General features: G+C 73.4%; 20 protein-coding genes, 2 pseudogenes and 1 riboswitch. Of the genes and pseudogenes, 18 read left to right on the top strand and 4 right to left on the bottom strand.

What is annotated here, in order from left to right; translation table 11 throughout:
* Window positions 1–43: 43 nt before the first annotated feature.
* The 6 genes from GHR20_RS29605 to GHR20_RS29630 all read left to right on the top strand — a co-directional run bounded on the left by GHR20_RS29605 (window position 44) and on the right by GHR20_RS29630 (window position 7,579).
* On the top strand, window positions 44–3,052 hold the full coding sequence (locus GHR20_RS29605; RefSeq protein ID WP_243878154.1) for a nitrate- and nitrite sensing domain-containing protein: 3,009 nt from the start codon (window positions 44–46) through the stop codon (window positions 3,050–3,052).
* On the top strand, window positions 3,042–3,479 hold the full coding sequence (locus GHR20_RS29610) for a roadblock/LC7 domain-containing protein (protein WP_111586589.1): 438 nt from the start codon (window positions 3,042–3,044) through the stop codon (window positions 3,477–3,479). Before GHR20_RS29605 ends, GHR20_RS29610 begins: the two co-directional genes overlap by 11 nt.
* Window positions 3,480–3,486: 7 nt before the next feature.
* Complete coding sequence (locus tag GHR20_RS29615) at window positions 3,487–3,870, top strand: DUF742 domain-containing protein (RefSeq protein ID WP_243878155.1); 384 nt, start codon at window positions 3,487–3,489, stop codon at window positions 3,868–3,870.
* A 272-nt stretch (window positions 3,871–4,142) separates the two neighbouring features.
* Entirely contained in the window at window positions 4,143–4,808 is a 666-nt protein-coding gene (locus GHR20_RS29620; protein WP_153814882.1) for a DUF4232 domain-containing protein, read from the top strand.
* 205 nt (window positions 4,809–5,013) lie between these two features.
* The gene (locus GHR20_RS29625; RefSeq protein ID WP_153814883.1) at window positions 5,014–5,802 is read left to right on the top strand and encodes a carbon-nitrogen hydrolase family protein; all 789 of its coding nucleotides are present in this window, start codon (window positions 5,014–5,016) and stop codon (window positions 5,800–5,802) included.
* Window positions 5,803–5,866: 64 nt separating this feature from the next.
* Entirely contained in the window at window positions 5,867–7,579 is a 1,713-nt protein-coding gene (locus GHR20_RS29630; protein ID WP_153814884.1) for an NAD(P)/FAD-dependent oxidoreductase, read from the top strand.
* A gap of 39 nt (window positions 7,580–7,618) precedes the next feature.
* Here GHR20_RS29630 and GHR20_RS29635 read toward each other — a convergent pair whose 3' ends face one another.
* The 3 genes from GHR20_RS29635 to GHR20_RS29645 form a co-directional block, all read right to left on the bottom strand.
* Window positions 7,619–8,548: a TIGR03619 family F420-dependent LLM class oxidoreductase gene (locus GHR20_RS29635; protein WP_153814885.1), complete on the bottom strand. Its 930-nt coding sequence runs from the start codon at window positions 8,546–8,548 to the stop codon at window positions 7,619–7,621.
* A 109-nt stretch (window positions 8,549–8,657) separates the two neighbouring features.
* Window positions 8,658–9,362, bottom strand: coding sequence for a DUF5995 family protein (locus GHR20_RS29640; protein ID WP_153814886.1), 705 nt, complete (start codon window positions 9,360–9,362; stop codon window positions 8,658–8,660).
* A gap of 76 nt (window positions 9,363–9,438) precedes the next feature.
* Window positions 9,439–10,839: a solute carrier family 23 protein gene (locus tag GHR20_RS29645; protein ID WP_153814887.1), complete on the bottom strand. Its 1,401-nt coding sequence runs from the start codon at window positions 10,837–10,839 to the stop codon at window positions 9,439–9,441.
* A gap of 217 nt (window positions 10,840–11,056) precedes the next feature.
* Here GHR20_RS29645 and GHR20_RS29650 point away from each other — a divergent pair, with 217 nt between their 5' ends.
* Window positions 11,057–11,515, top strand: coding sequence for an acyl-CoA thioesterase (locus GHR20_RS29650; protein WP_153814888.1), 459 nt, complete (start codon window positions 11,057–11,059; stop codon window positions 11,513–11,515).
* Here GHR20_RS29650 and GHR20_RS29655 read toward each other — a convergent pair.
* Window positions 11,475–12,677, bottom strand: coding sequence for an MFS transporter (locus GHR20_RS29655; protein ID WP_111586597.1), 1,203 nt, complete (start codon window positions 12,675–12,677; stop codon window positions 11,475–11,477). The two genes, GHR20_RS29650 and GHR20_RS29655, sit on opposite strands and share 41 nt — an antisense overlap.
* Before the next feature lie 144 nt (window positions 12,678–12,821).
* Here GHR20_RS29655 and GHR20_RS37760 point away from each other — a divergent pair.
* From GHR20_RS37760 to GHR20_RS29705, 11 genes and pseudogenes are all read left to right on the top strand, one after another.
* Window positions 12,822–13,637, top strand: a pseudogene (locus GHR20_RS37760) (ROK family transcriptional regulator); the annotation flags it as partial.
* Window positions 13,638–14,351: 714 nt separating this feature from the next.
* Window positions 14,352–14,636: pseudogene (locus GHR20_RS37765) on the top strand (ROK family protein); the annotation flags it as partial.
* 401 nt (window positions 14,637–15,037) lie between these two features.
* Window positions 15,038–15,168, top strand: a riboswitch (FMN riboswitch).
* Window positions 15,169–15,329: 161 nt separating this feature from the next.
* Window positions 15,330–15,953, top strand: coding sequence for a riboflavin synthase (locus tag GHR20_RS29665; protein ID WP_153814890.1), 624 nt, complete (start codon window positions 15,330–15,332; stop codon window positions 15,951–15,953).
* Complete coding sequence (locus GHR20_RS29670; RefSeq protein ID WP_111586600.1) at window positions 15,950–16,591, top strand: nicotinamide mononucleotide transporter family protein; 642 nt, start codon at window positions 15,950–15,952, stop codon at window positions 16,589–16,591. Before GHR20_RS29665 ends, GHR20_RS29670 begins: the two co-directional genes overlap by 4 nt.
* Window positions 16,588–17,892, top strand: a complete 1,305-nt coding sequence (locus tag GHR20_RS29675; RefSeq protein ID WP_153814891.1) for a bifunctional 3,4-dihydroxy-2-butanone-4-phosphate synthase/GTP cyclohydrolase II — start codon at window positions 16,588–16,590, stop codon at window positions 17,890–17,892. The genes GHR20_RS29670 and GHR20_RS29675 overlap by 4 nt, the downstream gene beginning before the upstream one ends.
* A 77-nt stretch (window positions 17,893–17,969) precedes the next feature.
* Window positions 17,970–18,452 carry a 6,7-dimethyl-8-ribityllumazine synthase gene (gene ribH / locus GHR20_RS29680; RefSeq protein WP_111586602.1) on the top strand — a complete coding sequence of 161 codons (483 nt, stop codon included), beginning with the start codon at window positions 17,970–17,972 and terminating at the stop codon, window positions 18,450–18,452.
* A gap of 34 nt (window positions 18,453–18,486) precedes the next feature.
* Complete coding sequence (locus tag GHR20_RS29685) at window positions 18,487–18,759, top strand: phosphoribosyl-ATP diphosphatase (RefSeq protein WP_016434182.1); 273 nt, start codon at window positions 18,487–18,489, stop codon at window positions 18,757–18,759.
* 66 nt (window positions 18,760–18,825) lie between these two features.
* Entirely contained in the window at window positions 18,826–19,683 is an 858-nt protein-coding gene (gene hisG, locus GHR20_RS29690) for an ATP phosphoribosyltransferase (RefSeq protein ID WP_111586603.1), read from the top strand.
* Window positions 19,684–19,693: 10 nt separating this feature from the next.
* Window positions 19,694–20,149: a PH domain-containing protein gene (locus GHR20_RS29695; protein ID WP_153814892.1), complete on the top strand. Its 456-nt coding sequence runs from the start codon at window positions 19,694–19,696 to the stop codon at window positions 20,147–20,149.
* A 215-nt stretch (window positions 20,150–20,364) separates the two neighbouring features.
* Entirely contained in the window at window positions 20,365–21,699 is a 1,335-nt protein-coding gene (locus tag GHR20_RS29700) for a hemolysin family protein (protein ID WP_153814893.1), read from the top strand.
* Window positions 21,696–22,754 carry a hemolysin family protein gene (locus tag GHR20_RS29705; protein ID WP_153814894.1) on the top strand — a complete coding sequence of 353 codons (1,059 nt, stop codon included), beginning with the start codon at window positions 21,696–21,698 and terminating at the stop codon, window positions 22,752–22,754. The genes GHR20_RS29700 and GHR20_RS29705 overlap by 4 nt, the downstream gene beginning before the upstream one ends.
* Window positions 22,755–22,826: the final 72 nt, after the last annotated feature.

The raw sequence follows: 22,826 nt of genomic DNA on the forward strand, positions 1-22,826 counted from the left end.
TTGTGCGAGCTCTCTACTGACTGGTAATACCGGTAGGTCTTCCATGCGCTGGCCCCTCGGCCGTCCCACCACCGTCCGCACCCGGATCGTGGCGCTCGCGCTCGCACCGGCCGTCGCCCTGATGGCCCTGTGGGGCTTCGCCATGGTGTCGGACACCGCGGAGCTGCGCGCGCTGATCCGGGTCCAGGGGGTGTACGCCGACTTCGGCACCCCCGTGGACACCGCGGTCGGGCAGATCCAGATCGAGCGCCGGATGTCCGCCGCCTATCTGGGCGCCGGCGGCCGGGACGCCGCGGGGGCGGGGCAGCTGCTGGGCCAGCAGCGCCGTACCGACCAGATGGTCGACGCGATGCGGCAGGCGATCCGCGGCGGCGACCGCGGCCGGCTCACGACGCGCCAGCGGCAGTCGCTGGACGCCATGGTCACGGCCACCGACCGGCTGGACGGGCTGCGGCAGCGGGTGCTCACCCGGGAGATCAGCTGGGACCGGGCGGTCGAGCAGTACAGCGCGGTGATCGAGCCCACCTTCGACGTGCAGTCCACGCTGACCGCGCTCCAGGCCGGACAGCTCGCCCGGGAGACCGAGACCGTCTTCGAGCTGGTCCGGGTGCGCGAGTTCGTCTCCCGCGAGGACGCGCTGGTCGCGGGCGCGCGGGCGGCGGGCACCGCGCTGACCCCCGGCCAGTACGACGCGCTCACCCAGACCATCGAGGACCGGCGCGTCTTCCAGCAGACCTATGTGCCCGACCTGCCCGCCGACTCCCGGGCCCTGTTCGAGAAGTTCCAGGACGGCGCCCTGTACCGCTCCCTGAACCAGGGCGAGGACGCGCTGCTGCGGGCCGGGGCCGGCGGGGCGTCCCGGGCGGTCGCGGCGGACAGCTGGCGTTCGACCGTCGACCGGATCGTCAAGCAGTACCGCGATCTGTGCACCGCCGCGGCCGACAACTCCGCCGCGCGCGGGCGGGCGTTCGCCTACCGGCAGCTGACCAGGGCGGCGATCGCCGGTGCCGCCGGACTGGTCGTCGCGGGGCTGTCGCTGTGGTTCGCGGTGCGGGGCGCGCGGCGCATCTCGCGCCGGCTGGAGGCCCTGCGGGACGCCGCCGATGTGCTCGCGGAGCGGCAACTCCCCGATGTGATGCGCCGGTTGAGTGCCGGTGAGGAGGTGGACGCCCTGGCCGAGGCGCCGCCGCTCGCCGCCGCGGGGGACCGCGACGACGAGATCGGGCAGGTCGGCCGGTCCTTCAACACCGCGCGGCTCGCCGCGGTCGAGGCGGCGGTGCGGCAGGCGACGCTGCGCCGGGGCCTGTTCGCGGTGCTGCTCAACATCGCGCGCCGCAACCAGGCGCTGGTGCACCGGCAGTTGAAGCTGGTGGACACGCTGGAGCGGCGCACCGAGGACCCCGACGTGCTGCGCGAGCTGTTCCGCATCGACCATCTCACCACTCGGATGCGGCGGCACGCGGAGAGCCTGATCATCCTCTCCGGCTCGGCGCCGGGCCGCCGTTGGCGCCGGCCGGTGCCCATCGCGCAGGTCGTCTCCTCGGCGGTCGGCGAGATCGAGGACTACGCGCGGGTGGTCGTACCGCCGATGCCGGACACCGGGATCGCGGCGGACGCGGTCGCCGACGTCGTCCATCTCTTCGCCGAACTCCTGGAGAACGCGACGGTGTTCTCGCCGCCGCACACCCAGGTCACGCTGCGCACCGGGCGGGTCGGCGGCGGCTTCGTGCTGGAGATCGACGACCGCGGGCTCGGCCTCGACGCCGAGGCCCACGCGCACGCCGAGCGCACCCTCACCGACCCCGACGCCTTCGACCCCACCCGCCACGACCGCCTCGGCCTCTACGTCGTCGGCCGCCTGGCCGCCCGCCACGGCATCGACGTCAGCCTCCGGGACTCCCCGTACGGGGGTACGACGGCGGTGGTCCTCCTCCCGGAGACGATCCTGGCGGCGACCGGCGAGACGGACACGCGGCCGGACCCCGAGCCGACCGCCACGCCACCGGCCACGCCGACCGGGGTGTGGGCCGGGCACGGAGACCCCGGGCACGGAGACCCCGGGCACGGAGGCGCCGGGCACGGAGGCCCTGGGCACGGAGGCGCTGGTCGCGGGGGCGCGCGGGTGCCGCTGCCGCCCGAGGAGCGCGGCGAGGTACGACCGCTGCCGTCGGCCGGGGTACGACCCCTGCCGTCCCGGCGCAGGAACGGTCCTGCGGAGCCCGGGACACCGTCGACCGGGTCACCCGGCGGCGCCCCGCACCCGTCCGCGCAGCCCGGCCCCCTGCCCGCGCGAGGTTCCGGCCCGTCCGTGGGCGGCACCCCGTGGCAGGCGTCGTACACGGACCATCGCCTCTCCGGTCCCGGCGACGCCTCGCACCCGCCCGCGCAGTCCGGCTCCCGTCCCGCGGAGCGTCCCCGTGCCGCCGAGTCCGCCACCCCGTGGCACGCGCCGCACGGCTCCTCGTCCACCCCCGGCCCCGGCGCCCCCGCGGCGCCGTCCGGCGGAGGCCCCGCAGCCAGTGCGCCCCCGCCCCTTCCCACCCGGCGTCCCGGCGGCCATGACGCCCCGGGGCAGCCCCCGCACGCCCCCACCGCCGGGCCCGGTGCCCCCGCGAGCACTCCTCCTCCGCCCCTTCCCGCGAGGCGTCCGGGTCCCTCCGCGTCCGCCGACGCGTGGCAGCCCCCGCACGCCTCCGCTCCCGGTCACGGCGCCTCCGCGTCCGCCCCTCCTCCGCCTCTCCCCACCCGGCGCCGCGGTGCTCCCGACGGCGGCGTCCCGGCCGAGGCCGCCGGTGCCGCCCCCGTGCTTCCCACCCGTGTCCGTCAAGCGTCCCTCGCGCGCCAGTTGCGTGACGAGCCGCAGGACCAGGCGAAGGGCGGGCGGCGGGAGGTCGACGCCGAGGAGATGAGGGCGATCTTCGGGGCGTTCCAGCGCGGGCTCGATCAGGGGCGCAAGGGGATGCCCGCGCGGCCCGAGCGGCCGGGGGCCACCGATGGCGACACCGTGAACATCCACGTCGACGAAGGGACGGACACCGACGATGCACGGTGACGACCAGACCCGTATCCAGGCCGCCGCGCCCGCCGGAACACCCGGCACGGACCTCGGCTGGCTGCTGGACGACCTCGTGGCGCGCACCGACCACGTACGCCAGGCCGTGCTGCTGACCGCCGACGGCCTCGCGCTGAGCAGCTCCGAGGGGATGCCCCGGCAGGACATCGAGCACCTGGCCGCCGTCTGCTCCGGCTTCCACGGCCTCGCCCGCTCGGCGGGGGAGCGGTTCGCCGCGGGCCGGGTGCGCCAGACCATGGTGATGCTGGACGAGGCGTACCTGTTCATCACCCCCGCGGGGCACGGCAGCCGGCTCGCCGTGCTCAGCGAGGCCGGCACCGACGTCGGCCAGCTCGCCCACGAGATGGCCCTGCTGGTCCGCCGGCTCGGCAGCCATCTGGACGCGGCAGCCCGTGCCACCCCATGATCCCGCCGTGAGCGACGAGCACTGGTACGAGGACGAGACCGGGTCGATGGTGCGGCCGTACACCGTGACCCGGGGCCGTACCCGGCCCTCGGACCGGCACTCCATCGACCTGATGTCCCGGGTCACCGCCCTGGCGGCCGCGGACGCCGCGAGCGCCGGCGTCGACCACGCGAGCGCCGCCCTGCTGGACCTGGTGCGGCGCGGCCCCCGCCCGGTCGCCGAGCTGGCCGCCGACGCCGACCTGCCCCTGACCGTGGTGCGGGTCCTGCTCGGCGACCTGGCCGAGGCGGGCCTCGTCCGCATCGCCGCGCCCCGCCGCGACCCGGCCGGCGGCCCCACCGCCGACCCCGGGCTGCTCCGGGAGATCGTCGACCGGCTGCGCGAGATCTAGGGCCTCTCGTTTGGATCTTGCCGGGCTCGCGGGGGTCTGGCACCGCGCCTCGCGGCGTTGTCGTCGGTTGCCATGACTCCGCCATGTCGCCCTCCTCCGCCTTGCGATGCACGGCACCAGACCCCGCTCCCTGATCCGGCCTGATCCAAACGAAAGACCCTAGGGCCCCTCGTTTGTAACAGCCATGTAGGGGACAGGTGCCGACCGGAACCCCTGTTCCACCCCGCCAGTCTCAGGGAACAGCACGTCAGCCGTACCTCCGAAGGGGAATCATGCGCGTCCAGAAGATCTCGCTGCTCGCCGTCGCCGTCGCCGCGGGCCTGTCGCTCACCGCCTGCGGGAGCAGCGGCGGCAACTCCGGCGGCAGCGACTCCTCGCCGAGCAGCGCCGCCTCCGACACCTCGGGCTCCCAGGGCTCCGGCGGCGACGGCGGCTCGACGGGCTCCACCGGTTCCACGGGCTCCGGCGCCACCGGCTCCACCGGCCAGAACGGCGGCCAGTCGACCGGCGCCCACGGCCCCACCGGCTCCGGCCGCGCCTCCGGCGCCGGCTGCACCACCGCCCACCTGGCCTTCAGCACCTCGGGCGGCATGGGCGAGGGCCAGCTGATCGTCAACATGAAGAACACCGGCTCGGCCAACTGCACCCTGCACGGCTTCCCGGGCGTCGACCTGAAGGGCAAGGACGGCACGGACAGCGCCTCCCGCAGCAAGCTCGCCGCCCCCACCGTCACCCTCCAGCCGGGCGCCGAGACCCGCTTCACCCTGCACTACCCGCCGAACAACTCCGGCGGCACGGGCGTGACCTTCACCCAGCTCGTCGTCACCCCGCCGAACGAGACCCACTCCACGACCCTGAAGGCCGGGATCAACGTCCCCGTCACCGACGGCAGCGACGGCCCCGGCATCACCGTCGACCCGGTCGGCACCGGCAAGTAACGCGGGCCCCGAAGCGCACGGGGGCGCCCGCACAGCGCCCCCGGACCGCGTCCCGGCGCGGGCGCGCAACGAATCACCGCCCCGCCCCCCTCGCACGCAACGAACCGCGCACCGGCGCGCAACGGCTGCTCCTTGTCCGGCCGCGCGCGCCGCCCGTACCGTCTATCTGACCCCGAACCCCCTCCGTGACCGGTGAGGTAGACGCATGCGCACCGCCCTGCTCCAGAGCTCCGGCCACCCCGGCTCCGTCGCCGAGAACCTCCGGGTTCTGGACGAGGCCGCGGGCCGGGCCGCCGCCGCGGGCGCCGCGCTGCTGACCGCGCCCGAGATGTTCCTCACCGGCTACGCGATCGGCGACGGGATCGGCCGCCTCGCCGAGCCCGCCGACGGCGCCTCGGCCACCGCGATCGCCGAGACGGCCGTCCGGCACGGCCTCGCCATCGCCTACGGCTACCCCGAGCGCGACGGCGACACGGTCTACAACTCCGCGCAGCTGATCTCCGCCGACGGCACCCGGCTCGCGAACTACCGCAAGACCCACCTCTTCGGCTGCTTCGAGCGCGACCACTTCACCCCGGGCGAGCACCAGGTCGTACAGGCCGAGCTGAACGGCCTCACCGTCGGCCTGCTGATCTGCTACGACGTCGAGTTCCCGGAGAACGTCCGAGCCCACGCCCTCGCCGGCACCGATCTGCTGCTGGTCCCGACCGCGCAGATGCACCCGTACCAGTTCGTCGCCGAGTCGATGATCCCGGTGCGCGCCTTCGAGAACCAGATGTACGTCGCGTACGTCAACCGGGTCGGTGCGGAAGGGGAGTTCGAGTTCGTCGGCCTCTCCGTCCTCGCCGGGCCCGACGGCGTCCCGCGGACCCGTGCGGGCCGCGCCGAGCAGCTGGTGTTCGCCGACGCCGACCCGGCCTTCCTGGCCGCCTCCCGCGAGGCCAACCCCTACCTGAAGGACCGCCGTCCGCAGCTGTACGGCTCCCTGAGCTGACCCGACGCTCCCTCGGCCGGCCCTTCTCTTCTCTCAGTTCTTTCGCGCAAGGAGTCCGTACCCCATGACGTCCACGGTGCCCAACGCCGTCGAGCACACCGACGGGCAGCAGCCGCCGATCACCATGTTCGGCCCGGACTTCCCCTACGCCTACGACGACTACCTCGCCCACCCGGCGGGCATCGGCCAGATCCCGGCGACCGAGCACGGCACCGAGGTCGCCGTCATCGGCGGCGGCCTCTCCGGCGTCATCGCCGCCTACGAGCTGATGAAGATGGGCCTCAAGCCCGTCGTCTACGAGGCCGACCAGCTCGGCGGCCGGCTGCGCACCGTCGGCTTCGAGGGCTGCGACGAGGAGCTGAACTGCGAGCTGGGCGCGATGCGCTTCCCGCCCTCCTCCACCGCCCTCCAGCACTACATCGACCTGGTCGGCCTCACCACCCGGCCCTTCCCCAACCCGCTGGCCGAGACGACCCCCTCGACCGTCGTGGACCTCAAGGGCGAGTCGCACTACGCCGTCACCGTCGACGACCTGCCCCAGGTGTACCGGGACGTCGCCGCCGCCTGGAACAAGTGCCTGGAAGAGGGCGCCGACTTCTCCGACATGAACCGCGCCATGCGCGAGCGGGACGTGCCGCGCATCCGCGAGATCTGGGCGAAGCTGGTCGAGAAGCTCGACAACCAGACCTTCTACGGCTTCCTGTGCGACTCCGAGGCGTTCAAGTCCTTCCGGCACCGCGAGATCTTCGGCCAGGTCGGCTTCGGCACCGGCGGCTGGGACACCGACTTCCCCAACTCCATCCTGGAGATCCTGCGCGTCGTCTACACCGAGGCCGACGACCACCACCGCGGCATCGTCGGCGGCTCCCAGCAGCTGCCGCTGCGCCTGTGGGACCGCGAGCCGGCGAAGATCGTCCACTGGCCGCACGGCACCTCGCTCGGCTCCCTGCACCCGAACGGCGAGCCGCGTCCGGCCGTGACCCGGCTGCACCGCACCGCGGGCAACCAGATCACCGTGACGGACGCGAACGGCGACATCCGCACCTACCAGGCGGCGATCTTCACCGCCCAGTCCTGGATGCTGCTGTCCAAGATCGCCTGTGACGACTCGCTCTTCCCGATCGACCACTGGACCGCGATCGAGCGCACCCACTACATGGAGTCCAGCAAGCTGTTCGTCCCCGTCGACCGGCCGTTCTGGCTGGACGAGGCCGTCGACGACAGGGGACATCCGACGGGGCGCGACGTCATGTCGATGACCCTCACCGACCGGATGACGCGCGGTACCTACCTCCTGGACGACGGCCCGGACAAGCCGGCCGTGATCTGCCTGTCGTACACCTGGTGCGACGACAGCCTGAAGTGGCTGCCGCTGTCCGCGAACGAGCGGATGGAGGTCATGCTGAAGTCGCTCGGCGAGATCTACCCGAAGGTCGACATCAGGAAGCACATCATCGGCAACCCGGTGACCGTCTCCTGGGAGAACGAGCCCTACTTCATGGGCGCGTTCAAGGCCAACCTGCCCGGCCACTATCGCTACCAGCGGCGCCTGTTCACGCACTTCATGCAGGACCGGCTGCCCGCCGACAAGCGCGGCATCTTCCTCGCCGGCGACGACATCTCCTGGACGGCGGGCTGGGCCGAGGGCGCCGTCCAGACCGCGCTGAACGCGGTCTGGGGCGTCATGCACCACTTCGGCGGCGAGACCGACGCGACCAACCCCGGCCCGGGCGACGTCTACGACGAGATCGCTCCGGTGGAGCTGCCGGAGGACTGACCGGGCACCCGCCCGGAACCGGGGGGCGCGGGCGGCCGGTCAGACCCCGGCGGCCCGCGCCTTCTCGAACACCTCGGCGGCGGCGTCCGTCAGCTCCGCCGCGTCCCGCGCGGTGCCCTGGAGGTCGAGCAGAATCTCCTCCAGGCCGATCTCCGCGTACGCGACCAGGTCCTCCACGATCTGGTCGGCGCTGCCCTGGAAGGGGCGGCGGTCGGCGCCCTCGTGCGCCGTGCGGGCAAGCTCGGCGTTCACCCGCAGCACCGTGCGGATCGGCTCCGTACGGCCCCGTTCCTCGGCCAGTTCGCGCAGCCGGCGCCACTGGTCGGCGACCCGCGTGCCGCCCATGGCCACCGGCAGCCAGCCGTCGGCCTTGTCGACCAGGCGCCGCCAGGCGCGCCGGTTGCCCGCGGCCAGCAGGATCGGGATCGGGCGCGCGGGCTTGGGTCCGACGACGGCCGGGGCGATCTTCGTCAGGGGGCCGTCGTGGGTGACCGGGTCCGGGCCCCACACCGCCCGGCACACGTCGATGATCTCGTCCAGCACCGCGCCGCGCTCCGCGAAGGGCCGTACGCCCGCGGCCGCGTACTCGTCCAGCGACCAGCCGGTGCCGAGGCCCGCCAGCACCCGGCCGCCGCTCGCCGCGTCCAGCGAGCCCAGCGCCCTGGCCAGCTGGAACGGCAGATGCAGCGGCGCCACCAGCACACTGGTGCCCAGCTCCGCGCGCTCGGTGGCCGCCGCGGCCAGGGCGAGGGTGACCAGCGGCTCCGCCACCGACCGGTACTGGTCGGGCCAGGGCAGGCCCTCGACGCCGTACAGCCCCTGGGTGGCGGGTTCCGGGAACAGGGCCCGTTCGAAGACCCACAGGCTGTCGTAGCCGATGCCCTCGGCGGCGCGGGCCACCGCCGGGACGTCCGCGCCGATCGAGAACTGCCGCATCTGGGGAAGACCGAGACCGAGCCGGGTCGTCATGCCAATGCTCCTTCGCCATCGGGTTCTTGCCGAACGGGGGGACGGGCTCACGCGCTTTCCGGGCACGCAGGTTTCTCAGGCACGCGTGATTCTCAAGCATGCGGGGTGCTCAGCACGCGAGCGGTGTCAGCAGCATCCTGCCCGCGAACCCCACCGCCGCGTCCAGCCGTTCGGCGAACTCTCCGGCGATGTCCGGGCTGCCCCGCAGCGCCCACAGGGCCCGCGCCGCCGTCCAGGCCGCGTCCCGGGCGCGCTCCAGGCTCCAGGCGCCCAGCAGATGGGTGAGCGGATCGGCGAGCTGGAGCAGGTCGGGGCCGGGCATCAGGTCCTCGCGGACCTGTTCCTCCAGGGCCGTGAGGACCTCGCCGACCTGGTCGAACTCGTCGGCCAGATCGGCGGGTTGGCAGCCGACGGCGCGGCAGGCGTCCACCACGGCGAGGGCCAGGTCGTGCCCGATGTGCGCGTTGACACCGGCCAGCGCGAACTGGAGCGGCCGTACATGGGGATGGCGGCGCAGCTGGAACAGCGGCCGCCAGCAGGCGGGCGGTCTCAGGTCCGCCTCGGCGGCGTCGACGGCGGTGAGGTAGCGCGCGGCGAACCGCACGTCCAGCGCCGCGGCCGCCCGGGGATCGCGGAACTCCCTGGCGCCCAGACGGCGGCCGATGTCCTCGGTAACGGTGAGGTACACCCGGTTGAAGACGGCGACGCCGTCCCGCTCGGGCAGGACGGCGGCCAGCGCCCGCATCCGGGAGACCACGGCGTCGAGGGGGCCGGCGGTGCCGGCGGGGCCGAGGACGGGGGACGACTGCGACATGGGGGAAGGGTCGCAGCCCGGGCCCGGCCGTGGTGCCGACCGGCCCGGTGCGTCGCCGGAACGGGGGAACGGGTCCTTACGACTCCGTGGTCGGGGACTGCCCGGACTCCGGGTCGTAGCTGGAGGTGCCCTCGTCCAGCAGCGGTGCCTGCTGCTTGAGATGGGCCGGGGCGAAGGCGCGCAGCGCGTGGTAGCCGGTGATGACGACCAGGGTGCCCAGCGCGATACCGCTGAGCGAGAAGTTGCTGGTGAACTTCATGCTGACGTTGCCCACGCCGATGATGATGCCCGCGGCGGCCGGCACCAGGTTCAGCGGGTTGCGCAGGTCCACCTTGGCGTTGAGCCAGATCTGCGCGCCGAGCAGGCCGATCATGCCGTAGAGGATGACCGTGATGCCGCCGAGCACACCGCCCGGGATGGCGGCCACGATCGCGCCGAACTTCGGGCACAGGCCGAACAGCAGCGCGAAGCAGGCGGCCGCCCAGTACGCGGCGGTGGAGTAGACGCGGGTCGCGGCCATCACGCCGATGTTCTCGGAGTACGTGGTGTTCGGCGGGCCGCCCACCGCGGTGGACAGCATGGAGGCGACGCCGTCGGCCGAGATCGCCGTACCCAGCTTGTCGTCCAGCGGGTCGCCGGTCATCTCGCCGACCGCCTTGACATGGCCCGCGTTCTCCGCGACCAGGGCGATGACGACCGGCAGCGCGACCAGGATCGCCGACCACTGGAAGGACGGGCCGTGGAAGTGCGGCAGACCGATCCAGTCGGCCTTGGAGACGCCCGAGAGGTCCAGGCGCCAGTGGTCGGTCGGCTTCCCGTCGCCGCCCACGGAGTGGATCTTGCCGAAGACCCGGTCGAAGACCCAGGAGATGCCGTAGCCGAAGAGCAGCCCGAGGAAGATCGCGATCCGGGACCAGAAGCCGCGCAGACAGACCACCGCGAGCCCGGTGAACAGCATCACCAGCAGCGCCGTCCACTGGTCCTGCGGCCAGTAGGTGGAGGCGGTCACCGGGGCCAGGTTGAAGCCGATCAGCATCACGACCGCGCCGGTCACGATGGGCGGCATGGCCGCGTGGATGATCCGCGCCCCGAACTTCTGCACCGCGAGGCCCACCAGGAACAGCACCACGCCGACGGCGAGGGTCGCGCCGGTCACCGTGGCGCTGGTACCGCCCTGCGCGCGGATGACGGCGGCCACGCCCACGAAGGACAGCGAGCAGCCGAGGTAGCTGGGCACCCGGCCGCGGGTGGCGAGCAGGAAGATGACCGTGGCGACGCCGGACATCATGATCGCCAGGTTGGGGTCCAGGCCCATGAGGACCGGCGCCACGAAGGAGGCGCCGAACATCGCGACCACGTGCTGGGCGCCGAGGCCCACCGTCCGGGGCCAGGACAGCCGTTCGTCGGGCCGTACCACTGCTCCGGGCGCGGGCGTCTTCCCGTCACCGTGCAGTTTCCAGCGCACGCCGAGGTCCATGGTGGGGTTTCGCTTTCTGTGGTGCGTCCTTGCGTCCGGGCAGCCGACAGGGGCCGGGGGACAGGGGTTATCCGCACCATTGTCGCTGGTCGTCGGCGCGGTCCGCGCACACCGGGCGCCCGGGGGTGTCCCCGAGGACGTGCTGAGCGGTCGCTTAGTATGGAGGGGTGTACGACCCCGGGGGCCACCCCCGACCGCCCTGTCCAGGAGTCCCGCCGTGACCGTCGAAGCCCCCTCCACCGCCGCCGTCTCCCACGGCCGGCTGATGCCCGTCACCGTCCACTTCGACGACCTCGACGCGCTCGGCCTGCTGCACAACGCCCGCTATCCGCTGCTGGTCGAACGCGCCTGGACCGAGCTGTGGCACGAGCACGGCATCCGCTTCGACGGCGACTGGGTGGCCGCCGGGGACGCCTGCAACGCGGTGCGCGACCTGCGCATCGGCTACGAGGCCCCGGTCACCAGCCCCGGCCGCTACGCCGTGCACCTGTGGCTGGAACGGCTCGGCACCACCGGGCTGACCTACGGCTTCCGGTTCTGCTCGGCGGACGGCGCCGCGACCTACGCCCGGGGCGAGCGGGTGCTGGTGCGGCTCGACGCGACCACCCTGCGCCCGGCGCCGTGGAGCGAGGGCTTCAGGGTCGCGGCCCGGGAGCTGCTGCGGCCCGCGGACTGACCTCCCGCCCCACCCCGCGCTCGGCGGAGCGCAGCACGCCCGCGCACACCGTGAGCCCGCACGCGAGCACCGTCACCACGCCGAACGAGACCACCAGGCTGGTCGCCTGCGCCACCCCGCCGATCAGGCTGGGCGCGACCAGCCCCGAGGTGTAGGTGATGGTCGCCACGCCCGCGATGGCCTGGCTGGGGTGGGGTCCGGCGTGCCCGGCGGCGGCGAAGCACAGCGGTACGACGACCGCGATGCCGAGCCCCATCAGGGCGAAGCCGCCCATCGCCACCGGCGGCTGCCCGGCGAGGACGACCAGCAGACCGCCGAGGACGGCCAGCACGCCGCCGGCCCGGACCGTGCGTACCGCGCCGAACCGGTTCACCACCGCGTCCCCGGCGATCCGGGCCACGGCCATCGTCAGCATGAACGCGGTGGTCGACGCCGCCGCGAGGGCGGCCGAACTGTCCAGCCGGTCCCGCAGGAACACCGCCGACCAGTCGAGGCTCGCGCCCTCCGCGAACACCGCGCAGAAGCCGACCATGCCGATCAGCAGCGCGGAGCGGGGCGGCAGCGCGAACCGGGGCGGGGGCTCCTCGTCCTCGGTGGGCTGGATGTCCGGCACCCAGGCGCAGAAGAGCACGCCGAGCACGGTCAGGACGGCCGAGGCCAGCAGGAAGTGGGTGCGCGCGTCGGCGCCGAGGTGGGCGGCGAGGGTGCCGGCGGCCGAGCCGACCAGGGCGCCCGCGCTCCACATCCCGTGCAGGCCGGACATCACCGACTTGCCGAGCCGCCGCTCCACCTCGACGCCGAGCGCGTTCATCGCCACGTCCGCCATGCCCGCGCAGGCGCCGTAGACGAACATCGCGAGGCACAGGGTGGCCAGGTTCGGCGCGAGGGAGGGCAGCACGAGGGAGAGGGTCCACAGGGCGATCAGCCCGCGCAGGGCGTTGCGGCTGCCGAAGCGGTGGCTGATCCGGCCCGCGAGCGGCATCGCGCAGGAGGCGCCGAGCGCGGTGAAGGCGAGCGCGAAGCCCAGCCGGCCCGTGCCGAGCGAGGCGTGGTCCTGGACCCAGGGCACCCGGGTGGCGAAAGAGCCGGTCACGGCGCCGTGGACGGCGAACACGGCCGCGACGGCGTACCGCGCGCGGCGCACCTCGCTCAGGTCCTCCATGTGTGCGTTCCTCCCCGGGAGACAGTGCGCCGTAAACTATCAGGGACCCTGCCTGATAGATAGCGCTTATCGCGCCGGGGCCGAGCCGGCCGGACCCCGCGGGACCGGTCGGGCCCGCTCCGGCGATGTGGAAGGATCCCCGCCATGCCCGCATCACCGAGCACCGCCCGGGCCCTCAACGACCGCCTGGCCCTGGGGCTCCTCCAGGACCAGGGCCCGCTGACGGCAGGGCAGTTGAAGCAGCTGACGGGGTTGTCCCGGCCGACGGTCGCCGACCTCGTCGAACGGCTCGGCGCGGCCGGGCTGATCAGCGTCGTGGGCGAGTCCGGCGCGGCCCGCCGGGGGCCGAACGCCCGGCTCTACGGCATCGCCGCCGACCGCGCCCATCTGGCGGCGCTCGACGTGCGCACCGAGGGGGTCGACGTGCTGGTCGCCGACCTGACGGGCCAGGTGCTCGCGGAGGCGTCCGTGCCGATCGAGGGGGACACCGGGACCGGGCCCGCGGTGCGACGGGTGGTGGCGGCGGTGGCGGCGGCCGTCGGGCGGGCCGGCGCGGAGCGGCCGCACACGGTCGGCATCGGCGCGCCGGGCCTCATCGACCCGGCCACGGGTGACCTGCGCGACTCGGCGGGGCTGCCCGCGTGGCACCGCAGCCTGTCCGCCGCCCTCCAGGAACGGCTGCCCGGGGCCCGCGTCACGGTGGAGAACGAGACCAACCTCGCGGCCCTCGCCGAACAGCGCGAGGGCGCGGCCCGCGACCGCGACACCTTCGTCCTGCTCTGGCTCGGCCACGGCACCGGCGCGGCGGTCGTCCTCGACGGCACCCTGCGCCGCGGTGCCTCCGGCGGCACCGGCGAGATCGGCTTCCTCCCGGTCCCGGGCACCTCCACGCTCCCCTCGGCCACGGACTGCTCGGGCGGCTTCCACACCCTGGCGGGCGCGGCGGCGGTCGTGGCCCTGGGCACGGAGCACGGCCTGCCGGCCCCCACGACGCCGGACGGGCCGGGGGCGGCCGGGATGGTGCGGGGCGCGGTGGAGCGAGTGCTCGCGACGGCCGCGTCCGCCGGAGCCGAGCCGGGCACGGGGAAGCCGGCCGCGGCACGGGACGAGGCGTCGAAGACGGGACCGGGCGATACGGCGACGCGTACGCCTGCGGCGACGGAGGAGGACCGGTCGGCCGTACGGGGGGAATCGCCGGGCGAGGCGCGAAAGCCGCCGGCCGGCGACTCCTCTGCGGCGGCCGAGCCGATGGGGCGTGCGTCGGGCCCGGCGGCCGACCGGGCCGGAACAGGGGAGCATCGGCCGGCCGTACGGGGACTGCCGGCGGGGGAGGCCCTGGCCGGTGACGCCTCGGTGGCGGGCGACCCGACGGACCGGGAGTCGGCTACGGCGGCTGACCGGGCCGGATCGGAGGAGGGCCGGTCCGCCGTGCGGGGGGCGTCGATGGGCGAGACGCGCGCGTCCCCGCTCGGTGACCCTTCGGTGGCGGGGGAGTCGATGGACCAGGGGCCGACTGTGGCGGCCGACCCGTGCGGGGCGGAAGGGGGCTGGTCGGCTGTGCGGGGGCCGTCGGCGGAGGGTGCGCGAAAGCCGCCGGCCGGTGACCCTTCGGTGGCGGGCGAGTCGGCGGACCGCAAGCCCGTGACGGCGGTGGATGTCGGTGCCGACCGTCGGTTCCTCGCCGCCCTCGCGGACCGGATCGCCATCGGTGCGGCCTCCGTCGTCGCCGTGCTCGACCCCGGGTGCGTGGTCCTCGGCGGGGAGGTCGGCCGGGCCGGCGGGGACGTCCTCGCCGGACTCGTGGCGGACCGCCTGCGCCGGATGTCCCCCCTGCCCACCGAGGTCCGGGCCGGCGCCCTCGGCGGCTCCGCCGTCCTGCGCGGCGCCCTGCTGACCGCCCGCGACCGCGCCCAGGACACCCTGTGGTCCGACCCGCCGCGGTCACCGGTCCCGTCGTAGCCGTCGCCCGTCCGAACCGCTTGCCCCCGTTCCGCCGGTGGAGGTGACCTAATTCGGCACCGGCCCGGCGGAGTTGGTCCGCCCGTCCCGTAAGTGGGGACGCCCTCCGCGGAGGGGGCCGGGCAGCCGTCCGGAAGAGTGGCATCGCCCCGGTTCCGGACCGCTGGCGACCCGGCGGCGGGCAAGGGCCGTCGTCACCGCCGCCGGGCCCGATCGGCACCCTAAAAGGACTAGACCATTACGGTCAATGGGACGGGAGGGGCCAACGTGTGCCGGACGGGAGGGAGTTGCGGACGGGGTGTCCCGGCGCCCGCCCGCGGGGACACGGACTGTGAGCGAGCCCACACGGACCCCCTGTCGGGGTGGCCACCCGGCGTGGCACACTGGCCGTGTACCAGAAGCAGCGCACTCCGGGGTCGGTGAAAGTCCGAACCGGCGGTTACAGTCCGCGACCCGGTCGCCTCCAGCGACCGGTTGACCAGGTGAAATTCCTGGACCGACGGTTAAAGTCCGGATGGGAGGCAGTGCGCGGCGGGCGGGCATGCGTTCCGTGTGCGCGCCGCCGTATCCGGTCTCGTCCCTCCACGGGCGAGCCCTCTTCGGCGACGTCCCCAGCGTGTGCTCATCCGTAGATTCTGTCGTCCGTCGACAGGCCCCGGAGTCCGTGCCCCATGAGGCAGGAGGACCCGGGAAGTGTTCACCGGAATCGTCGAAGAGCTGGGTGAGATCACCGCCGTCGAGAACCTCGGCGACGCCTCCCGCTTCCGGCTCCGCGGCCCCGTCGTCACCGACGGCGCCCGGCATGGCGACTCCATCGCCGTGAACGGAGTCTGTCTCACCGTCGTCGACCACGAGGGCGACGAGTTCACCGCCGACGTCATGGCCGAGACCCTGAAGCGCTCCAGCCTGGGCGCGCTCACCACCGGCTCCCGCGTCAACCTCGAACGCCCCACCGCCGTCGGCGCCCGCCTCGGCGGACACATCGTGCAGGGCCATGTCGACGGCACCGGCGAGGTCCTGGAGCGCACGGCCTCCGAGCACTGGGAGATCGTGAAGATCTCTCTGCCCGCCGACCTCGCCCGCTACGTGGTCGAGAAGGGCTCCATCACCGTCGACGGCATCAGCCTCACCGTCGTGGACGCCGGGTCCGACCACTTCACCGTCAGCCTCATCCCCACCACCCTCGCCCTGACCACGCTCGGCGTGAAGCAGCCCGGCGACCCGGTCAACCTCGAGGTGGACGTCATCGCCAAGTACGTCGAGCGCCTCCTCACGGCGGGCCGCGCCGACGGGAGCGGACAGGAGGCCGGCCGGTGAACTCGCTCAACACCGAGGCGTTCACCCTCTTCGGACAGCACATCCTGTGGTCCGACATGACCGGCAACATCCTCGGCCTGATCGGACTCGTCCTCGGCTGGCGCCGCTCCCTGTGGAGCTGGCCGGTGCAGTTCGTCTCCGGCCTGGTCCTCTTCGCCGCCTTCTACGGCCACCTCACCGGCAGCGCCGGCAAGCAGGCCGTCGTCATGGTGGTCGCCCTCTACGGCTTCTGGCAGTGGAACCGCGGCCGGGGCGGGGCCGGCGACGGCCACATCTCCCCGCGGTTCGCCACCTGGCGCGAGCGCGCCGCCCTGATCGGCGCCGCCGCGATCGGCACCGTCGCCGTCGCCCTGCTGTTCACCGCGTTCCCGGAACTGTCCTGGGACCCCTGGCCGGACGCCTACATCTTCGTCGGCACCGTCGTCGCGATGTACGCCCAGGCCAAGGGCATGGTCGAGTTCTGGTTCGCCTGGCTGCTCGTCGACCTCGTCGGCGTCCCCCTCAACTTCGCCAACGGCTACGCCTTCTCCGGCTTCGTCTACGTCATCTACGGCGCACTCGTCCTGTGGGGCATGCGCGACTGGTGGCTGCGCTCCCGCAAGAGCCCGCGGCCCGTTCTGGAAGGAGCACCGGCATGACCTCGGCCACCCCGCTCTACGACCCCTACTCCTACTCCTACGACGGCGACGGCATCGAGGAGTTCGCCCTCGACCCCGTCGAGCAGGCCATCGCCGACATCGCCGCCGGGCGCCCCGTGATCGTCGTCGACGACGAGGACCGGGAGAACGAGGGCGACCTCGTCATCGCCGCCGAGAAGGTGACCCCCGAGATCGTCGCCTTCATGATGAGCGAGTGCCGGGGCCTGGTCTGCGCCCCCATGGAGGCCGCGGAACTCGACCGGCTGCGGCTGCCGCAGATGGTCGAGGACAACACCGAGTCGATGAAGACCGCCTTCACCGTCTCCGTGGACGCCTCCGGCGCGCACGGCGTGACCACCGGCATCTCCGCCGCCGACCGCGCCACCACCCTCCAGCTGCTCGCGAGCGGCACCGCAGGGCCCACCGACTTCGTGCGCCCCGGCCATGTCTTCCCGCTGCGCGCCCGGCCCGGCGGCGTCCTGGAGCGCAACGGCCACACCGAGGCCGCCGTCGACCTCGCCCGGCTCGCGGGGCTGCGCCCGGCCGGCGCCATCGTGGAGATCGCCGGCGAGGACGGCCGGATGCTGCGGCTGCCCGAACTGATCCCGTTCGCCCGCAAGCACGGTCTGACGATCATCTCCATCGAGGACCTGGTCGCCCACCGCCGCGGCACCGAGCCCACCGTCCGCCGCGAGGCCGAGACCCTGCTGCCCACCCGGCACGGCACCTTCACCGCGCACGGCTACCGCTCCACCGTCGACGGCGTCGAGCACGTCGCCCTCGTGCACGGCGAGATCGGCACCGGCGAGGACGTCCTGGTCCGGGTGCACTCCGAGTGCCTGACCGGCGACGTCTTCGGCTCCCTGCGCTGCGACTGCGGCCCCCAGCTGGACAGCTCCCTCGCCCGCATCCAGGAGGAGGGCCGCGGCGTCGTGGTCTACCTGCGCGGGCACGAGGGCCGCGGCATCGGCCTGCTGTCCAAGCTGCGCGCCTACGAGCTCCAGGAGCAGGGCCGCGACACGCTGGACGCCAACCTGGAGCTCGGCCTGCCCGCCGACGCCCGCGACTACGGGGCCGGCGCCCAGATCCTCGCCGACCTCGGCGTGCGCAGCGTCCGGCTGATGACCAACAACCCGGACAAGGCCGACGCGCTGGAGCGCCACGGAGTGCGGGTCGCCGGGCGCGAGCCGATGCCGGTCCAGGCGGGGGAGCACAATCTGCGCTATCTGCGCACCAAGCGGGACCGGATGGGCCACGACCTGCCCTGGCTGGACACCCCGGCCACCTGCCCGAACCAGTAGAACCAGTAGAACCAGTAGAACCAGTAGAACCAGCAAGCAAGCGACACCAGTCGAGCCAGAAGGCACTTAGGAGAGACGTGAGCGGCAAGGGTGCACCGGAACTGTCCGTACGCAACGCCGGCGACCTCAGGGTCGCCGTCATCGCGGCGCAGTGGCACGAGAAGGTGATGGACGGTCTGGTGAACGGCGCCCTGCGCGCCCTCGGCGACCTGGGGATCGACGAGCCGACCCTGATCCGGGTCCCCGGCAGCTTCGAGCTCCCGGTCGCCGCCAAGGTGCTGGCCGCGCGCTACGACGCGGTGGTCGCCCTCGGCGTCGTCATCCGCGGCGGCACCCCCCACTTCGACTACGTGTGCCAGGGCGTCGCCCAGGGCCTCACCCAGGTCTCCGTGGAGACCGGCGTCCCGGTCGGCTTCGGCGTGCTCACCTGCGACACCGAGGAGCAGGCCCTGGACCGGGCCGGCATCGAGGGCTCCAGCGAGGACAAGGGCCACGAGGCGGTGATCGCGGCGGTCTCGACGGCCGCGACGCTGCGTTCGGTATCCGAACCCTGGCACTGAGGCGCCGGCCGGAGCGCGTAGGGTAAGGACCACCATGTCCAAGAAGACGTTCGAGGAGCTCTTCACCGAGCTCCAGCACAAGGCCGCCCACGGCGATCCCGCCACCTCCCGCACCGCCGAACTCGTCGGCAAGGGGGTCCATGCCATCGGCAAGAAGGTCGTCGAAGAGGCCGCCGAGGTCTGGATGGCCGCCGAGCACGAGGGCAAGGAGGCGGCAGCCGAGGAGATCTCCCAGCTGCTGTACCACGTCCAGGTGATGATGGTCGCCCGCGGGATCTCCCTGGACGACGTCTACGCCCACCTCTGACCGAACCGCCGCGCCCCGCCGCGGCACACCGCACCGACCCCCTTCACCGCAAAGGAAGCCGTCCTCATGCTGCGCATCGCCGTCCCCAACAAGGGTTCCCTGTCCGGCCCTGCGGCGGACATGCTGCATGAGGCCGGCTACCGGCAGCGCCGCGAGTCCAAGGAACTGCGCGTCGTCGACCCGGGCAACGAGGTCGAGTTCTTCTACCTCCGCCCCCGCGACATCGCGATCTATGTCTCCTCCGGCCGCCTCGACATCGGCATCACCGGCCGCGACCTGCTGGTCGACTCCGGCGCGGCCGCCGAGGAGATCCTCCCGCTGGGCTTCGCCCGCTCCACCTTCCGCTTCGCCGGGAAGCCGGGCACCGCGAGCAGCGTCGAGGACCTGAAGGGCCGTACGGTCGCCACCTCCTACGAGGGCATCGTCGGCCGGCACCTCGCCGACAGCGGTGTCGACGCCTCCGTCGTCCACCTGGACGGCGCCGTGGAGACCGCGATCGAGCTGGGCGTCGCCGAGGTCATCGCCGACGTCGTGGAGACCGGCACCAGCCTGCGCAACGCGGGCCTGGAGGTCTTCGGCGAGCCGATCATGAAGTCCGAGGCCATCGTGATCCGCCGCACCGGCGCGGACGCGGAGGAGGCCGCCGAGCCGAAGGTCCAGCAGTTCCTGCGCCGCCTCCAGGGCGTCCTGGTCGCCCGGACGTACGTGATGATGGACTACGACTGCCGGGTCGAGCAGCTGGAGAAGGCCGTCGCCCTCACCCCCGGCCTGGAGTCCCCGACCGTCTCCCCGCTGCACAACGAGGGCTGGGTCGCGGTCCGCGCCATGGTCCCCGCCAAGGACGCGCAGCGGATCATGGACGACCTCTACGCCATCGGCGCCCGCGCCATCCTGACCACGGCCATCCACGCCTGCCGCCTCTGAGGGGTATGTGATGTCCGACCTGCCGAACCTGCCCGTCACCTTCCGGCCGGGCTCCACCCGTGCCATCCTGCTCACCGCCGCCGTGGCGATCTTCCTCACCATCTCGGCGGTCGCCCTGCTCCTGGAGGGCCTCGGCCCGGGGGAGCGGATGAGTTTCGTGGTCACCGGGGCGCTGATCTTCTGGGTGCTCGCCCAGCTGGCCCGGATCAAGGTGGTCGCCGACGAGAGCGGCGTCACCGTCGTGAACATCGCCAGCAGGCGGCGCCTGGAGTGGGCGGAGATCCTTCAGGTGAACCTCCGTCCGGGCGATCCCTGGGTGTTCCTCAACCTCAGCGACGGCACCAGCCTGCCCGCGCTCGGCATCCAGCCGGGCATCGCAAGGCAGCGGGCGATCGCCGACGCCAGGACGCTGCGGGCGCTCGCCGAGGCCCACTCGGCCGTCCGCCTGGGGGAAGATCAGGGCTGACCCGGAGCCGACTCCGGGGCGCCCACCCTGCCCGCCCGGTCCCTGTCTTGATTAACCTGGTGGGCGGAGGCCGCGCCGATCGCGCCTCCGCCCCTGTGCGCCGCCCGGTGCCAGGGGTTCCTGCGAACCGAGGAGTGAATCCCTCCGGCGATGGACGGATCGTCCTGTAGTACCTGCGCCGCCCCCACCCGACATACCGGGGAGGCGGCGGCATCGTGATCACCCCCCTGCTGCTGCTCGCAGCCGCGTTCGTGCTGATTCTGGCCAACGGATTCTTCGTGGCGGCCGAATTCGGCCTGGTGACGGTCGAGCGCCCCGAGGCCGAGAAGGCCGCCGCCGACGGCGACAAGCGCGCTCGTACGGTCGTGGAGGCGCTGAAGGAACTCTCCTTCCAGCTCTCCGGCACCCAGCTCGGCATCACCATCACCTCCCTGGTCGTCGGCATGCTCGCCGAACCGGCCCTGGGCCGGCTGCTGGGTCCCCCGTTCGCCGCGCTCGGCCTGCCCGACGGCGTCGCCTCCGGTGCCGCCGTGCTCGTCGGCATGCTGCTGGCCGCCGCGATCCAGATGGTGATCGGCGAACTGGTGCCCAAGAACTGGGCGGTCTCCCGGCCGCTCCAGGTCGCGCGCTTCGTCGCGGGCCCCCAGCACCACTTCTCCCGGCTGTTCCGGCCGGTGATCGCCGCGCTCAACACGGTCGCCAACAGGCTGGTCCGCGCCCTCGGCGTCGAACCCGCCGACGAACTGGCCTCCGCCCGCACCCCCGGCGAACTGGTCTCCCTGGCCCGGCACTCCGCGCAGGCCGGCGCCCTGGAGCAGGACACCGCCGACCTGTTCGTGCGGACCCTCTCGCTGGGCGAGCTGACCGCACAGCACGTCATGACCCCGCGCGTGAAGGTCAGCGCGCTCCAGGACTCGGCCACCGCCGAGGACGTGGTCAACCTCACCCGGGCCACCGGACTGTCCCGCTTCCCCGTCTACCGGGAGAAGATCGACGAGATCGTCGGCATGGCCCACCTCAAGGACGCCCTCGCCGTCCCGGCGCACGACCGGCTGCGCACCCCGGCCGGCCGCATCGCCCGCCCCGCGCTGCTGGTCCCCGAGACCCTGCCCGTCCAGCCCCTGCTGGCGCGGCTGCGCAGCGAACAGCCCATCGCGGTCGTGGTGGACGAGTACGGCGGCACGGCCGGCGTGGTCACCCTGGAGGACATCGTCGAGGAACTGGTCGGCGAGGTCCGCGACGAGCACGACGCCAAGGACGTGCCCGAGCTGGCCGCCGCCCCGCCCGAGGACGGCAGGCCCGCCTGGGACGTGGCCGGCAGCTGCCGGGTCGACATCCTCCAGCGCATAGGTCTGGACGTGCCCGAGGGGCCGTACGAAACCGTCGCCGGGCTGGTCGCCGACCTGCTCGGCCGCATCCCCGCCCCCGGCGACCGGGCCGAACTGCCCGGCTGGCGGCTCGCGGTCCGCCAGGTCGGCCACTACCGCGCCGAGCGGGTCCGCCTGGTCAGGACGGCCCCGGCGGCGAACATCGCGGAGGCCGCCCGATGAGCGTGCTCCAACTGGTCCTCGCCGCGCTGCTGGTGCTGGCCAACGGATTCTTCGTGGGCGCCGAGTTCGCGCTCGTGTCCGTGCGCCGCAGCCAGATCGAACCGCTCGGCACCACCCAGGCCCGGCAGGTGCTGTACGGACTGGAGCGGCTGCCGCAGATGATGGCCGCCGCCCAGTTCGGGATCACCCTGTGCTCCCTGACCCTCGGCGCGGTCGCCGAACCGACCGTCGCGCGACTGCTGGAGCCGGTGTTCGAGGCGGTCCACCTCCCGGACGGCGTGATCCACCCGCTCGGGTATGTCATCGCGCTGGCCGCGGTGGTCTTCTTCCACCTGGTCATCGGCGAGATGGTGCCGAAGAACCTCGCGATGGCGGCGCCCGAGAAGGCGGCGCTGTGGCTCAGCCCGGGCCTGGTCTGGTTCGCCCGGGTGTGCAAGCCGATCACGGTGTCGCTGGGCGCCGTCGCCCAGGCCGTGCTGCGGCTGTTCCGGGTGGAGCCCAAGGACGAGGTCGAGGCCGTCGTCACCAGCGAGCAGCTCAACCGGCTCCTGGAGGACTCCGGACAGGCCGGCCTGCTCGACCCGGAGGAGCGGGAACGTCTGGAGGACGCCCTGGAACTGGGCTCCCGCCCGGTCACCGACGTCCTGCTGCGCCGTGAGTCCCTGGTCACGGTCACGCCCGCGGTCACCCCGGGCGAGATCGTGCGGCTCACCGCCCACACGGGGTACTCCCGCTTCCCGGTCGCCGCGACCGAGCAGGGCGCCTTCATGGGGTACGTCCACGTCAAGGACGTACTCGACCTGGAGGACTCCGAACGGGCGGTGCCGCAGAACATCTGGCGCCCGATGACCACCCTGCGGGCCGAGCTCCCCCTGGACGACGCCCTCACGGTCATGCGCCGCGCCGCCACGCATCTGGCCCAGGTGGCCGACCCGTCCGGCAAGGTGCTGGGCCTGGTGGCGCTGGAGGACGTCCTGGAGATGCTGGTGGGCGAGGTCCGCGACCCCGCGCACCGGGAGATCCCCGACATCCCGGAGCAGGCGCTCGCCACGTAGCCCCGAATGGCGCGGGGAGCGGTGCGGGTGCGGCCCGGTGGTGGGCCGCCCGCGCAGTTCCCCGCGCCATTC

The organism is Streptomyces sp. SUK 48 (assembly GCF_009650765.1).
In the GTDB taxonomy this organism is placed as follows: Bacteria; Actinomycetota; Actinomycetes; order Streptomycetales; family Streptomycetaceae; genus Streptomyces.

Bases quoted from the DNA above. Each gene is read 5' to 3' on its own strand.
- GHR20_RS29655 (WP_111586597.1), bottom strand. From the start codon at position 12,677: ATGGAGGACCTGAGCGAGGTGCGCCGCGCGCGGTACGCCGTCGCGGCC.
- GHR20_RS29605 (WP_243878154.1), top strand. From the start codon at position 44: ATGCGCTGGCCCCTCGGCCGTCCCACCACCGTCCGCACCCGGATCGTG.
- GHR20_RS29635 (WP_153814885.1), bottom strand. From the start codon at position 8,548: ATGACGACCCGGCTCGGTCTCGGTCTTCCCCAGATGCGGCAGTTCTCG.
- hisG (WP_111586603.1), top strand. From the start codon at position 18,826: ATGCTGCGCATCGCCGTCCCCAACAAGGGTTCCCTGTCCGGCCCTGCG.
- GHR20_RS29610 (WP_111586589.1), top strand. From the start codon at position 3,042: ATGCACGGTGACGACCAGACCCGTATCCAGGCCGCCGCGCCCGCCGGA.
- GHR20_RS29685 (WP_016434182.1), top strand. From the start codon at position 18,487: ATGTCCAAGAAGACGTTCGAGGAGCTCTTCACCGAGCTCCAGCACAAG.
- GHR20_RS29630 (WP_153814884.1), top strand. From the start codon at position 5,867: ATGACGTCCACGGTGCCCAACGCCGTCGAGCACACCGACGGGCAGCAG.
- GHR20_RS29705 (WP_153814894.1), top strand. From the start codon at position 21,696: ATGAGCGTGCTCCAACTGGTCCTCGCCGCGCTGCTGGTGCTGGCCAAC.
- GHR20_RS29695 (WP_153814892.1), top strand. From the start codon at position 19,694: ATGTCCGACCTGCCGAACCTGCCCGTCACCTTCCGGCCGGGCTCCACC.
- GHR20_RS29640 (WP_153814886.1), bottom strand. From the start codon at position 9,362: ATGTCGCAGTCGTCCCCCGTCCTCGGCCCCGCCGGCACCGCCGGCCCC.
- GHR20_RS29620 (WP_153814882.1), top strand. From the start codon at position 4,143: ATGCGCGTCCAGAAGATCTCGCTGCTCGCCGTCGCCGTCGCCGCGGGC.
- GHR20_RS29625 (WP_153814883.1), top strand. From the start codon at position 5,014: ATGCGCACCGCCCTGCTCCAGAGCTCCGGCCACCCCGGCTCCGTCGCC.
- GHR20_RS29645 (WP_153814887.1), bottom strand. From the start codon at position 10,839: ATGGACCTCGGCGTGCGCTGGAAACTGCACGGTGACGGGAAGACGCCC.
- GHR20_RS29675 (WP_153814891.1), top strand. From the start codon at position 16,588: ATGACCTCGGCCACCCCGCTCTACGACCCCTACTCCTACTCCTACGAC.